Source organism: Candidatus Sysuiplasma acidicola (assembly GCA_019721035.1).
Lineage (GTDB): Archaea > Thermoplasmatota > Thermoplasmata > Sysuiplasmatales > Sysuiplasmataceae > Sysuiplasma > Sysuiplasma acidicola.
Map to the genome: position 1 here is coordinate 61,860 of JAHEAA010000009.1, position 14,234 is coordinate 76,093.

A 14,234-nucleotide genomic window follows, 5' to 3' on the forward strand; every position below is an offset into this window, starting at 1 on the left:
TCGACTGGAATCGCAAGACCTCACGTCTATCTCTCACCGTTCTCGCGTATTTCACGATAACCCTGTGTTGTCACGTTCACGCAAAATGGGCACATTAAAACTGGTCCAGCGTGCGCTGATCCTTGAAATTTCTCAGTATCGAGCTGTGTGCCAGCCACCTCTCATGAGGTATGTCCAGAACTGAGGATATGAATGAAACTGCGCCGGCAAGTGATTCGAAGCTTCTGGGCTGAGTCCTCAGCGTTTCCCTCACATGCTCCCTCACATTCCACACCCCGATGGGCATTATGTAACCCGGGTGTGACTCCCTCATTATTACCACACCTGCCTGTATCCCCTCGCGCCGGAACAGTTCGTTGACCGCGAGCCTCGCAGCATAATAACATCCGCCTATTTCGGCGTATTCGCTCCTGCCGCTGAAGAATTCATGTGAAGATATCATCCATATCTGCTTCCCAGTGGGATTCCAGGTGGTGTTTGGATACCACGCCTCTATGAGTTCATAGCGCCACGTTGTAGGGAGCATCAGTATAATCCATCTGTTATCCAGGGCGCTGTATGAATAGACTCGGTAGTCCCACAGCGTATCATTGTACCTGTTTTCTCTAAGCATCGCCTTTCCAATCATGTCGTCGACTGCTGTTATGCTCCATCTTGTGGGAACCATTCTCCTGTTTTTCCCAATCCCAAACACACCGGTACTGAACGCTCTCTGTATCGCCGAAACCTTCACTTCAGACTTGTATAGCTGTTCCACCGCGCTCCTCGCATCCAGATCTGTATCGAAGAATGCTTTCTCAATCTTCTGGTCGAAACGACCGGTGCTGGCAATTATTCTTTCTATCCTTCCAGATCGGCCGAACGGTTGCACGCTGTCGTCTAGTGCAAAAGTCACTCCCGGGCTATTCGAGAATTTGACCTCAATCTCCGGCATTGTCCTTGACATCGATATCTCCTGCACCAGGTCATGAATCCTGTCACCGTCGGGCCTGTCTACCCTTGCTCTGTGCTTTCCCCTGACGAGGGAGAAGCGCATTTGCGTGATCTCTTCAAGACTCTTTCCAACCCACATTTCAGGAGTATCCATTATGTCTGTGTTCTCCTCCCCGGGAGCTATGAATGGTCCAATGTCAACCTTCGGATATCCATATCTGCCGATGAAGACCCCTGGAGGAGATAATCCGTCCATTTCCTGGGTTGAGGTAATCTTCTTTACCTTATTGTCTGCGAAATACTTGACGAGTATTGGGCAGGCGGATTTTCCGCAGAGCATTTTCGTTCCTCTGCACCTGACACATATGGAAACAGAATAAGGCGTGTCAGAGGAGGCGAATATGTCTTCCGATGCAGCAATTTGGACCGGCCGCAACACGTGGAATGAGACTACCGGGGTGTATTTAAACGGCACGGGGGCTGACCCGAATTCAACCTGCCCATGAATTCAAGTCAATCACTTTATTCAAGGATGGAATGCTTCCCCTGTGGAGCATGCGTATGTTCGTTCCCTTGAGAACGTATGAACTGGAGCGAAGTATGTTGAAAATCGAATAGCTCCCGGTGTAGAAACGGATGTTCATACGCTCCTTTTCATTCTCCCTTGCAAATTCTTCACCGGCGGATATCAGGGCAGATGCTTCAGTATCCACTGACGCACTTCCGCGGAGCATCATGATCCTTATCGAACTGTTGTTTGAACCGTCAGACGTGCTGTAGGTGTATACCAGCGCAAAGCCCAGAGGCTCTTCGCCCCTTGTCAGGAACAGCGTTTCTCCTGTGTTGTGCTTCATCGAATAATAGACCTCCCTGGAATAGTCCAGTTCAGGCATGGAAAGGGAAGAGAGCGTCTTCACAGCATTCAAAGCCGCTTCCTCTCCCATCTCACTGTACCTTACAATGCTCGTTCCTGGAGGGGGAAAGACGTCCCGGCGTCTGGGCGCATAGAGTGATTTCTCCATGAGATAGGTCACTCTATCGGGATAGAAGCCAAGATTCGAGTAAAGGACCACATTTTTCATTGTTTCAGGCATTGTTTCCAGGCCAATCACGGAACAACCCCTGTTTTCCAGATATGAAATGGCTCCCGTGATCAGCTTCTTACCCACTCCGGCGTTCTGGTTGTTAGGCAGCACCTCGACTGGACCGAACCAGCCAACCTTTCCCCAAACGTGGCAGAAGACATCACCTACGACTCGGCCATCAGATTCCGCCACGATACAGCCTTCAGGCTCCTTGTCCATGTAAAACGCAACATTGCGTGCGCTCCTCTTGGGAACTTGAAAATTCTGATGGAATTCCTTCGAGTACAGGTCAGACCACGCACTCTGCCCGACCGACCTCACCTCATCTATGTCATCCTGGCGCATTGGCCTCAGCTGAATTACCATTTTTCTTGAAAACAGTCTCATCTGCGAGCTCCTTTGAATCTACACCTGCTGTGCTGTATTCCACTCTCACAATATAGCAATTTTGCATAAGTTCCCGATTCATAGTGCTGAGTGCATGCCTGTCTGCACGAAAATCAGGCAACACTCTTTCTGAATTGTCTGATAATGGAGACCGCAGCCGCTGCTGCACCTATGCCATTGTCTATATTCACGACAGTCAGTCCCGGGACGCAAGATTGCAGCATTGTCTGAAGGGCGCCAACCCCCTCTCCTCCTGCACCGTATCCTGAGGATATAGGAACACCGATGATTGGAATATCGAGCAGAGCGGCCATGACGGAAGCGAGTGCACCTTCCATGCCGGCATACACTATGGCAACGCAGTAATTGCCCCTCTGTATGGCACCTGCGGCGTCAACAGACCTGTGTAGTCCGGCGATGCCACAATCAAAGAACTCGTCGTGCATATATCCCAGCGTGTCAAGTACAGCAATTGTTTCGTACGCCACTCTCACATCTGATGAACCACCTGTGACGATGGCAATTTTGAATCTGGCATCAATGCGCTCCCGCTTCCAGCCTGCAGGTAATGAGACAAAGACCCTTCCATCCGAGTGGTGCGTCAAAACCGCCCTTCGTCCCATCTTACGACTCAGGATATTCTTGAGTTCCGAAGAGCGTTCTTCATCTATCCTGGAAATGATTGCAGGCTGGCCCGCCATATTCAATTTCTCGCAGATTGCAGACAGTTGCTTCAAGCTTTTTCCCTGGCCATAGATTATCTCGGGGAATCCCTTCCGTGAAAAACGATCAGCATCGAATTTTATGGCCTCACCGATGCGAAGTATATATGCATCGGAACTGGAAACATGCTCCTGTTTATTCCTTCTCATTTTGCACACCGATTGTATTTCTGTATGACCACACGCGAGTGCCTTTTCCAACGGATTTGAGACAAGCGGGCGCCGAGGGGGAGATTTGAACTCCCGTGGTGCAGAGCACCAGTGGCTGCCCCGCGAAAGACTCGAGGCCACCGCTTTACCGGGCTGAGCTACCTCGGCCCGAAAAGAAGGAATGGAAACAGGTTTAAAACACTGTTGCATAGCATGGTTCCGTGAGAGTGCATGTTGAGTTGCACGGCAGAGAAAGAAAGGACCTCGATATAGAGTTAAAAGAGGGCATTACGGTCCTTGAACTGCTCAAAGCAATTTCTGTAAGGCCCGAGGCAGTGGTTACATTCAGGGGCGATGTGCCAGTCCCAGTAGACGCAGCAGTGGCGGACGGGGACACGTTCATTTTTGTGGAAGCAGCCAGCGGAGGCATCTGAATTACGCCGCGCAAAGCTGAATTTATCACTTCATTGTCTGCAAACCCGGCATGACTCACTTAGTATATGACGAAGTATCTGACGGGCGATATGTTTCAAGTTTTTTTGGCTCTTTGCGATATGCACACCGACTAAAGGTGTGCCGAGATCCGTAATCCCTCCCGCAGAGGCTAAAATCGCTATTCAGAACAATCAGGGTGAATACAGAGTCAGGCGAAAACTATCAATGATCGATGAAATGATCGTGCCTGCGGCTGTGGAAACTCTATGCTCACCGAGCATTTTCAAAATCAGACCGGTGTCGACCTCCGCCTTCCAATCCAGTTTCGTCCCACCTTGATACTCTGACAGGATAACAGAAATATCTGTGCTTATGCTGCTTCCTGCACTCTTTCCCTTTCCTCTCACTGAAAGGTTTTGCCCTTCAAGACTGTATTCGAACAACATCACAGACGACACCGTGCTCAGATATCCGCCTGTATCTGTAACTCCCATTTTTTCGAGATCGAGTCTGAATTTGACCTTCAATTTCCCGTTTAGGATATCAATCCTTTCAACACCCGGAATCAAATTGAATAGTCTTTGAGGATCTGTCATTAGCGCCAAGGTCTGTTTCATCTTCTTGGGGACGGTGAAATTGCCTTCATAGTGAAGCTGAGACATTTCATTTTCTCCTCAGATCATCGTTAAGTGATGCTAGCATGATGGCAGATTGTTCTCTCTCATCGTCGATGCCTCCTTTCAATGCTGCAATCGCTGCCTTCATCTTTTCAGTATTCCTTGACTGGGATGTATTCATGCCACTTATCGAATGAACATCGGTAAGGTAAAATGATGCCGTTCTCGATCCAGTCTTTCTGCCGAGAATGAGTGATGTGATATTTGCAGCTGATTCTCCCGCGAGTCGAGAAGTGGTCATCTTGCCCCCGCTAACTACTGTCAGATTCCTTACGCCCGTTTCTTCTCCAGCCCTGACTATGAAGTCCCTGGTAACGCTTCGGGTCATCTCTGATGAGGACTGATCGTTCATGATCAGGGGCCTCGCAGATGAATAGGTCCTGATGGTGCTGGAGGCGGCTATTGACGGGATCATTGCCGCAGCCTCTTCAATCAATATTTCCTTGTCTATGTCATCCACACTCACATTGTCAGGGTCCTCGATCAATGCGGCCGTAGTTCCAAGAATGGAGTGGAGCCCATATGGCACAATTATGTCTCCATCAGAAGGCTTCCTCATCCTGTTTATAACGCATGATGTATATTTATCCCTTAATACCAGCATAGTTCCTGCAACAGGCATTATGTTTATTTTTGCTCCGAGCATCTCTGACGTTCTGGCCGTCCATGGCCCGGTCGCGTTCACTACAAAATCAGTTTTCTCAGTCTGAGTGTTGCCTCCTATGGTTTTTCTAAAGGTTAAGGAATGAATTTCATTCTTCAGAACTTCGGCAGATTGCAGTTCCATGAATGGTAAATACCTGACTCCGGCCTCGATGCACGACAGAGCAAGGCTGGCCAGAAAGTCGCTGCCTAGCAGCACTGCATCCGGAACAGCAATAGATTCGATAACATCAGGACTCAGTTTAGGTTCTGCCTTTATCGTTTCGTCGGAGTCTAAACTCCGGTGAACGATGCTGCAGGAGGAGAGTGAGTTTCTCAGTTCTTCGCCATACTCGGTGTCCTGTTTGCTCAACGCTACGAAGAGGCCACCAGTATCCACTATGCAGTGATCCGCTATGCGTTTCAGTATTGAAGACTCTGTCCTGCATTCAATTGCCGCAGAACTGTCGGTCACCGCATATCTCGCCCCGCTATGCAGGAGGCCGTGAAATTTTCCGGAAGTGCCAGAGCCTGCGACAGAACGATCGAAAAGCGAAACTTCGAAACCACGCAACTTCAGATCAAGCGCAGTAAACAGCCCTGTCGAACCTGCACCTATCACAGCAATTTCGTTCTTCATCTTCTTTCTGCCCGATCAGATATATTTCATCGCCCCTCAACGGAATCATTTCTTGCTGATGATCTGTCTCTTCGTGCCTGAGACGATTCTCGTCGACGTTATTGATTTCCATTTTGTAATTTGCATTTCGAAACCGGCTTGAATTTATTGAAAGTCGAGGCTCTGATTTCTCGTTGGTGTCAATTATACTTAGATTGTTTTTTAGTCTATGTATAAGCTATACTGACTAATTTAATATTACTCAAATATGGTTTCATTCTTTTTTGTACGAACAACCCCCCCTTTTCCTGTAGTATATTGCAGCCCGTATTTGCCCGCAGACTTCTGACAGTTAGTCAGTATTATGTGCTCGCCCTCCTGTAATCTGTCAAATCGTATTTTCTCCACCTGCTTGTCCCAGAATGTGAGCCATGCTTCTGTCCCGTCCACGAATATCTTGATTGATAGTACGGTGCCTTCGGTCCCGTCTCTTTTTCTGTAATTCCTGCCGTTCTGTATTTCCAGGACTAGTGCCTCAGAATGAGAATTGGTAGCTCTCTCGAGTTTGGATTTAAGTTTCTGTCTCTTTTCCTCCCCTAATTGGGAGTTCTCATAATCGACTAGCAGGGCAGCCGTATGTTCATCCAGTAGGCCGCCAAAGTGTTCAATCTTCTTCTTTATCTCATCTTCCCGCCCCATGCCTTCCTCTACCCCTTACCACGTATTTAGACAATGCCCGGAGAATCGAGTGAGTTTCCCTGCACGTATGTTCTTGAAAAGCTTATATTGCAGTATTCTGTTGTCTGACAATTGTCAGATGAAATGAATGTAGCGATTTATCTCAGGGTCTCCACCACCGAACAGGCAGAGGAAGGTTACAGCATTTCTGCCCAGAAAGAAAGGTTGAAGGCATACATCGTCAGCCAAGGCTGGAGTCTCTCCCAAATTTATGAAGACGCCGGATTTTCAGGCGGAACGCTCAACCGGCCAGCATTCGGAAAATTGAGGGAGGATATGAAGAAGAGCTCTTTCAATCTCATACTCGTCTATAAACTTGACAGAATTTCAAGGAATATGCGCGATCTTTCAAATCTTGTCCATGAAATGGACGAGAATGGAATATTCTTCAAGAGTGCAACCGAACCGTTCGATACAACAACTCCTGCCGGTAAACTTATTTTCAATATGCTTGGAAGTGTGGCCGAATTTGAAAGGGGCATGATCGCAGAGCGTGTGAAGATGGGAATGCTTCAGAAGGCAAAAGAAGGCAAGGGAATACTTGGCTTCAATCACCCTTACGGTTATGACTACGCTGAGGAATCACTGACAGTTAATGATCTCGAAGCTGCGGTCGTCGCAAGAATCTATGATGCATATCTGAATGGCAGCAGCCTGCAGGAAATTGCATCTTCGTTGAATGGTGCCGGCATCACGACAAAGAATTCGTGTAACTGGACCAGGCAAACGGTGCTTAATGTGTTGACAAATCCTCTTTATGCGGGCTATCACAGATGGGGTCCCTTTTACTGGAAAGGCACTCACAAGGAGCTCATACCACAGGATAAGTGGAACAGTGCTCAGAGGATTCGTTCATACAGGAGTCACAGCGTTTTCAAGAAGACGCTTCAGATAGATAAGCTGCAGAACGGCGAATTCGGCATATGTTCTAATGCATAAACAACACGCGTGAACATTCATTTATGCATTTACACCAACTGCTAAGTCCATCTGCCTTTCTGACTTTTCTTTAGGTAGCTCGAAACTAAAACATTGAACACTAACATCCGTTCAGGTAAAATTCGGTTCACCGATGTTTACACAAATGTGCACATTTCTGTGATGTTTCAGGTCACGCCGGGCAGATTCGTGTTGATAAACGACCAGAGCAGAAGTGTCTAAACAAAACGGAGGGCTTGTCTTTTCTAATGACTCAAGGATTGCATTAGGCGCAAAGGTCAGTGTCGACACATTTTATGGTAACGAGCCTGGAAATGGGTATTTGAGTTGAATACCTCTGAATCTATGGGAAACGCGATGGGACGGGTCGGAGGGGGGCCATAGAAGGCCCTTGTCACTACAAAATAGTATTTAGCTAAACTAATCGTTATGTTATGGGTCCTATATGAATTAATACATATTAAACCAGGACTTCGAGGAACGTCATTGCGGACAGTATACTATGGCTAATGGTTAAGTCAATAATATTAATGAATAGATTATTATAGACAATAAAAATATAGTGCTTACATAGATTATCGTAAAACGATCAGTCCCTATCGGGACGAACTTCTCAGTATCAGCTATCTGCTCCCGGTTTTTGTACGAAATCAACTAAAGGTTGAAGCAGAACAGCCAAGAAACTGCTTCTGGTACATCGTGACGGAGGTCGAATATAGTTATGTCATCTACTTTATTAGTATATATCGATATTGCACTTAATCTTATATCATTTATATTGATACTGGAGGGATCCATGTCGCAAAACTCTATGTGAACAAACTTCTTCTACAGGGTTGCGAAGATGGAAAAGCAGATCACTTGGACAGAAAAGTACAGGCCACAAATACTCTCAGATGTCGAGGGCAACGACAAAGCAAAGGCGGAATTAAGAGCATGGGCAAAAACCTGGAATACGAAGACCCCTCCAAAGATCAGAGCTGCGATTCTTTCAGGACCGCCCGGTGTTGGTAAAACAACGAGTGCGATCGCTCTCGCCCGTGAATTTGGCTGGGACTATATTGAGATGAACGCCTCCGACAAACGCGGAGAGAAGGAAATCAGAAGAGTCGTGATTCCGGGCTCTGGTACGAATACATTCGCCGCGAACGGTGATTATTTTTCGCTGGATGACGGAAAGAGACATCTGATTATATTGGATGAGGCGGACAACATACACAGCAGGGAGGACAGAGGCGGTATTGCTGCAGTCTCTGATATGATCAGGAATACGCTTCAACCCGTGGTGTTGATTGTAAACGATCTTTACGAATTAACTCGAAGAAGCGAATACATCAAAAAGTCATGCAAGACCATCCTGTTCGAAAATATAGGCGGACCAAAGCTTGCAGGCATCCTTCACCGTATTTGCGAGGCAGAAGGCATAAGCCTCAGCCGCGAAGCTGCAATGAAGTTAATTGAACTGTCTTCGGGCGATGCTCGTGCAGCGATCAATGATATGCAGTCAATTGCAGCTACAAAAGGTAAAAACGTGACGCTTGCCGATGTTGCATCTATCAGCAAGAGGGACAGAGTAATTGAAGTGCGTGAAGGTCTATACCGTCTGTTAAGCGCGAAAAACCCCAAAGAAGCGAGATCCATAATGCGCAGCTTCGACGAAGATCCGGAACACATTTCACTATGGCTCGATGAAAACTTGCCCTATTACGTCGACAGTATCGAGCAGCTCGTCAAGGGATATGAAATGCTTGCAAGATCCACGGCATTTCTTTCTAAAGCAGGCAGGAGCAGCTACTATAGACTCTGGTCGTATGCATCAGATATCATGTCGATTGGTTCAAGCAGCGTAACGAAGGATGGGACGCACTCAGGCAATTCGAGATTCCCGTTCGTGCTAACCAGGATAGCATACCGCAACTCACTCATAAGGTCAAGAAGGGCGCTGTCAGAAAAGATTTCCTTGTACGCACATACCTCCCATGCGAACGTGAAGAATGAAATGTTTCCCTTCCTACAGAGATCTTTCAGGACATCAAATACATTCGCCGAATCAATGACCTCCAAGCTCGGTCTCACCGAGGAAGACCTTTCGTCCCTGCTGGAATCCGAGGAGGACAGCGAGGTCATACGGCGGCTCTCTGCATTTGCAAAGGAGAAAAGCTGAGATCTGACCCGCGTGCGCAGATGTATTGATGGTATTTAGGGGCCAGTTGTTTTGGCACAAGCACATGATCCGGCCCAAGCCAAGTCGCGGACTGCTCCTGCACGTCGGGGTAAAAATTGGGCCCCTCCTAGTGCCAGGCGAAAATTCGTCACTATGCTTAAATACTCGTAACAGTTTGAATGGAGTGCTAAATCGTTTTTCTTCGGATCGACAGGGGATTGTCGGATGGACATTTCAGAATTAAAAAAAGGTACAACAACGATAGGGATTGCATGCAAGGACGGTGCCATTCTGGCCTCAGAGACCAGGGCAACGATGGGCAATCTGATTGCTCACAAGCATGCAGACAAAATTTACAGACTCGACAATAATCTCGGCATGACAACGGCCGGACTGGTCGGCGACGATCAGTCTATCGCACGTTACGTCCGGGCTGAAGCTGAGCTGCACAGATTGAAGACTGGTTCGTACATGTCACCCAAGAGCGCGGCAACCATGACTGCCAATATACTCCAATCGAACAGATTCATGCCATTTTTCGTTGGGTTGATAGTTGGCGGAGTGGACGCCAACCAACGAGCGAGCGTTTACGGTCTCGACGCAGCGGGCGGCATGACTGATGATGTATACGTGTCCATCGGCTCAGGATCTCCATTTGCGCTTGGCGTTCTGGAGGATCATTTCGAAGCAGGTATGTCAGTCACAGAGGCAACAGATATCGCTATACGATCTCTGCATGCCGCAATGGAAAGAGATTCTGCCAGCGGCGGTAATGCCGTTGTGGTCAATATAACCGCAAAAGGTTATGTCAAACTAGAGGAGAAGGAGATAGAAAAAAGATGGACAAAGATACTCAAATCGGCCTAATTCAAACCCTCTTCCCGGATAACCCCTAATTCTCTGTGATTTTGATATTCATTCAACCAATTTAACAGATAAAGCTACAAAGAAGGCAAGTGTCAAATGAGTCTGGAAAAAGTACTCGACGACGTCAAGGAAACAGTAAGAAAAATAATTCCATCTGAGGTGGAAGTTACAAACATAGACTTCGAAGCGTCTGTTGTTGTGATATACATCAAGAATTTCGAGGCATATTCGCAGAATTCTGATATTGTACGGCAGCTCGCACAGGCGCTGAAAAGGCGCGTGGACATCAGACCGGACCCGTCTCTGCTTGCAAACAAGGATGACGCTGAGAAGAAGATTAGGGAAATCATTCCAGACGAAGCTCAGGTAACCGATATATTTTTCGACGATGAGACCGGCGAAGTCATCATCGAGGCGATAAGCCCTGGCGTTGTCATAGGCAAACAGGGTGCAGTACTCAACGAAATCAAGAGAGAAATAGGTTGGGCAACGAAGGTTGTCAGGGCGCCGCCTATCCCATCCAAGACAATCGGCGATATACGGACGTACATGCGCAGCATCGCCAACGACAGAAAGGACTTTCTGCGTAAGGTCGGAAAGCGTCTGTACAGGACAAGAATGGATGGTGATACCTGGATACGCATCACGTCACTTGGCGGTTTCAGGGAAGTAGGTCGGAGTTCCACACTCCTTAGCACCAGGGAGAGCAAAGTTCTGATAGACTGCGGGCTCGGGACCTCAGACCAGGACAGCGGCGGTCCAAATGTTCCCGCCCCTTATCTCAATGCACCGGAGCTGCAGCCTATAGAATCGATTGATGCCGTAGTAATAACGCATGCACACCTCGATCACACGGGCCTTCTGCCCGCACTCTTCAAATACGGTTATGACGGACCAGTCTACTGTACTCCCCCCACAAGGGACATGATGTCCATGCTTCAGCTCGATATGATCAAAGTGGCATTCGGAGAGGGCAAAAAACCACCTTACGAGTCGTCACACATACGCAAGGAAGTTGCAAATTGCATCACGCTGAAGTACGGCGAAACAACGGACATTGCGCCGGACATAAGGCTCACGTTCCAGAATGCTGGTCACATTCTGGGCTCGGCCGTTTCGCATTTCCACATTGGGGACGGGCTGTATAACATAGCGTTCAGCGGAGACATAAAATTTGAGAAAACATGGCTGTTCAATCCGGCAAACAACAAATTTCCAAGGCTAGAGGCACTTGTCATGGAGTCCACCTACGGCGGATACCGTGACATCCAGGCATCGAGGCAGGAGGCATCTGTCGGCCTGAAGAACATAATAGAGAGGGTGCTTGCAAGAAACGGAAAGGTGATCATTCCAGTCTTTGCTGTCGGCCGTTCGCAGGAGATAATGCTGGTGCTCGAGGAACTGATGCGGACCGGGCAGGTGCCAACTATTCCGGTGTGGCTGGATGGTATGATATGGGAGGCTACAGCTATTCATACAGCCTATCCAGAGTACCTTAACAGTCAGCTGAGGACGCAGATTTTCCAGAATGGCGAGAATCCATTCCTGTCGCCTATCTTCAGACGAGTGGACAGCAGCGAAACAAGGGCACGCATCATAAGCGATCCGGAGCCCTGCATAGTGCTCGCCACTTCCGGCATGATGAACGGCGGACCCGTGCTTGAGTACATGAAGCACTGGGCGGATGATCAGAACAACACGCTGATTTTTGTCGGCTACCAGGCCGAGGGTACCCTTGGCAGAAAAATACAGCGCGGCATTAAGGAACTTCAGATGAGCGAGAGGGGTCAACAGATAATGGTTCCAGTCACCCTGAACACCGAAACGGTTGACGGCTTCAGCGGTCATTCGGACAGGAGGCAGCTTCTCAATTTTGTGGCCGGAATGGAGCCGAAACCATCCAGAATATTCTTGGGCCACGGAGAGGAATACAAATGCCTTGAACTCGCGAGTACGATACATAAAAAGTTTGGCATAGATACCAAGGCGCCAATGAATCTGGAGACCGTGAGGCTGAAGTAGCTGTAATGCGCCGACTTCCGGCCAGATCCCTCAGGCCGGTGTCCTGTTATTCTCGGATATGGTGTTATAACGTATTTCCTCTTCTGCCTGCCGTTCAAGTCCGGGAAGCCACCTCACAACACCATTCCGGACCAGGAGAACAACTCTGGAATCTCTTCTCTCGCTCTGTATTTCGTAATTTCCCAGCTTTTCGCCAAGCTTCACTGTAAATTTACGTATCTCTTCGTGCGAAGGCATGTTCTTTATCGACAGTCTCTCTCTGGAGTATCCAACATGGACGTATCCCTTCGACTCTATGAAATGCGGTTGAGCTATGCTGTCGAGTTTCGCATAAATATCTTCGAAACCTAGCGTCCAGTCCCGGACGAGCGTGTGCCTTATCACTTTTCTGGTATCAAGAGAGGGAAGTATGGTTAGGGTCTCCATCAGTTGTTCCCAGGCATTTGACCTAATCGGGGCGCAAATCTTTGTGAAAATTTCTTTAGTCGGAGCAGCTACAGTGACATACAGTTGCGTTGGCAAAGGATCCAGATTCCTTAACACCTGAGGATTCGTTCCATTTGTAACGAGAAATGTAGTCATGCCGTTTCTGTGACAGAGATCGATATATTCTCCAAGCCTAGAGTATGCGGTCGGTTCTCCAGTCAGGGAAATCGCCACGTGCTTCGGGGAGGAAGCCTCCTCCCACTTCTCTCCCGAACATCTTGGATCGCCTTTGTAACCGCTCAGAAGTTTCTTCTGGGCCTCTATCGCATTCTCAAGTATGAATGACGGGTCGTCTTCGACCTCGATGTGATCTTCCTCAAAATCCTGGAATCGCCAGCAGAATTGGCAGTTTTCGGAACACTGGTTCACGGCAGGTGTCATCTGCATGCATCTGTGTGATTCTATTCCGTAGAAGCTCTGCTTGTAACATCCCCTGTCATGCACCATGCTTTCCCTGGTCCAGTGACACACTTTGACTGCACTGTGTTCGCCGACAACACGGTAGTGCTGTTTCTCGAGAACTGCCTTTCGCTGAAGATCCATGCGTGCGCTATTTGATTTCAATATTAGATGATTTTGAGTTTCTACCGATTACAGTTTCGGCCAGCCTGAGCCATGGGGTTTGATAGTAGGCGGGCAGATGAGTCCTGCCACCCGGAGATGCAGGAATGCTATTGCGTAAAGCATCTCTTGTTTTTTGACTCATTGTGTATAAAATGGTCAGAAATGTTTTAATACTAGCGCGCTTATCGTAATAATCAGGGTTTTGGGCTAGTTGTTAGAGTGCATCCCATCCCTTCTGACAAAACTGGCCCATCCCTTTCTAATTTGAGTGCTGTTTTTTTTGTAACATTAAAATAGTTCGCGCATTGTGTTGAATGCCAGTTGCTGGTGTTTGCATTGGTTCTTGAAGGTCTCGGAGCATCATTAAAGTCTGTAGTGCGGAGGATTACAGGTTCGGCTAACATCGATGAGCGATTCATTAAGGATATTACCAAGGACATACAGCGTGCTCTTCTGCAGGCTGATGTGAATGTGAACATCGTTCTCGAGCTTACCAGGAAAGTAGAGTACAGGGCGATCAACGAGAAAGTGCTACCGGGGGCAAGTCTGAAGGAGCACGTCATCAAGATTATTTATGACGAGCTGGCTGCGATACTTGGCACATCTGCCGAGCTTACCAAATCCAAACAAACGATAATGCTTGTGGGACTTTACGGGCAGGGTAAAACAACAACTGCAGGGAAGCTAGCCAGGTATCTCTCCAAACGAGGACTGAGTGTAGGACTCATTGCCGCAGATGTCCACCGGCCGGCAGCAATAGATCAGCTGGAACAGATCGGAAAGGAAATCAAGGTTCCGGTTTTT

Annotated in this window: 13 protein-coding genes and 1 tRNA gene; 6 read left to right on the plus strand and 8 right to left on the minus strand. The window is 48.0% G+C overall.

What is annotated here, in order from left to right:
- Positions 1-94: 94 nt before the first annotated feature.
- The 4 genes from KIS30_05705 to KIS30_05720 form a co-directional block, all read right to left on the minus strand.
- The gene (locus KIS30_05705) at positions 95-1,273 is read right to left on the minus strand and encodes a hypothetical protein (protein MBX8646236.1); all 1,179 of its coding nucleotides are present in this window, start codon (positions 1,271-1,273) and stop codon (positions 95-97) included.
- Positions 1,274-1,424: 151 nt separating this feature from the next.
- Positions 1,425-2,405 (minus strand): GNAT family N-acetyltransferase, encoded by a 981-nt coding sequence (locus tag KIS30_05710; protein MBX8646237.1) that lies wholly within the window; start codon positions 2,403-2,405, stop codon positions 1,425-1,427.
- 113 nt (positions 2,406-2,518) lie between these two features.
- The gene (larB, locus tag KIS30_05715; GenBank protein ID MBX8646238.1) at positions 2,519-3,277 is read right to left on the minus strand and encodes a nickel pincer cofactor biosynthesis protein LarB; all 759 of its coding nucleotides are present in this window, start codon (positions 3,275-3,277) and stop codon (positions 2,519-2,521) included.
- A gap of 70 nt (positions 3,278-3,347) precedes the next feature.
- Positions 3,348-3,445 (minus strand) — tRNA-Ser (locus KIS30_05720).
- 53 nt (positions 3,446-3,498) lie between these two features.
- On the opposite strand from KIS30_05720, the gene KIS30_05725 reads away from it, so the two are divergent.
- Positions 3,499-3,711 carry a MoaD/ThiS family protein gene (locus KIS30_05725; GenBank protein ID MBX8646239.1) on the plus strand — a complete coding sequence of 71 codons (213 nt, stop codon included), beginning with the start codon at positions 3,499-3,501 and terminating at the stop codon, positions 3,709-3,711.
- Between the two features lie 192 nt (positions 3,712-3,903).
- On the opposite strand, the gene KIS30_05730 is transcribed toward KIS30_05725, so the two are convergent.
- From KIS30_05730 to KIS30_05740, 3 genes are all read right to left on the minus strand, one after another.
- Positions 3,904-4,374, minus strand: a complete 471-nt coding sequence (locus tag KIS30_05730; protein ID MBX8646240.1) for a hypothetical protein — start codon at positions 4,372-4,374, stop codon at positions 3,904-3,906.
- Position 4,375: 1 nt separating this feature from the next.
- Positions 4,376-5,671, minus strand: a complete 1,296-nt coding sequence (locus KIS30_05735; protein ID MBX8646241.1) for an FAD-dependent oxidoreductase — start codon at positions 5,669-5,671, stop codon at positions 4,376-4,378.
- Positions 5,672-5,908: 237 nt separating this feature from the next.
- Entirely contained in the window at positions 5,909-6,349 is a 441-nt protein-coding gene (locus tag KIS30_05740; GenBank protein MBX8646242.1) for a hypothetical protein, read from the minus strand.
- A 111-nt stretch (positions 6,350-6,460) separates the two neighbouring features.
- Between KIS30_05740 and KIS30_05745 the strand changes: the two genes are divergently transcribed.
- From KIS30_05745 to KIS30_05760, 4 genes are all read left to right on the plus strand, one after another.
- On the plus strand, positions 6,461-7,327 hold the full coding sequence (locus tag KIS30_05745; GenBank protein ID MBX8646243.1) for a recombinase family protein: 867 nt from the start codon (positions 6,461-6,463) through the stop codon (positions 7,325-7,327).
- 844 nt (positions 7,328-8,171) lie between these two features.
- On the plus strand, positions 8,172-9,491 hold the full coding sequence (locus tag KIS30_05750; GenBank protein MBX8646244.1) for a replication factor C large subunit: 1,320 nt from the start codon (positions 8,172-8,174) through the stop codon (positions 9,489-9,491).
- A gap of 225 nt (positions 9,492-9,716) precedes the next feature.
- On the plus strand, positions 9,717-10,358 hold the full coding sequence (gene psmB, locus KIS30_05755) for an archaeal proteasome endopeptidase complex subunit beta (protein ID MBX8646245.1): 642 nt from the start codon (positions 9,717-9,719) through the stop codon (positions 10,356-10,358).
- A 96-nt stretch (positions 10,359-10,454) separates the two neighbouring features.
- On the plus strand, positions 10,455-12,380 hold the full coding sequence (locus KIS30_05760) for a beta-CASP ribonuclease aCPSF1 (protein ID MBX8646246.1): 1,926 nt from the start codon (positions 10,455-10,457) through the stop codon (positions 12,378-12,380).
- Positions 12,381-12,410: 30 nt separating this feature from the next.
- Here the strand turns inward: KIS30_05760 and twy1 are convergent, their stop codons facing one another.
- On the minus strand, positions 12,411-13,409 hold the full coding sequence (twy1, locus tag KIS30_05765; protein MBX8646247.1) for a 4-demethylwyosine synthase TYW1: 999 nt from the start codon (positions 13,407-13,409) through the stop codon (positions 12,411-12,413).
- A 357-nt stretch (positions 13,410-13,766) separates the two neighbouring features.
- Between twy1 and KIS30_05770 the strand changes: the two genes are divergently transcribed.
- Positions 13,767-14,234: signal recognition particle receptor subunit alpha (locus tag KIS30_05770; protein ID MBX8646248.1), on the plus strand; the 468-nt coding region annotated here is incomplete at its 3' end.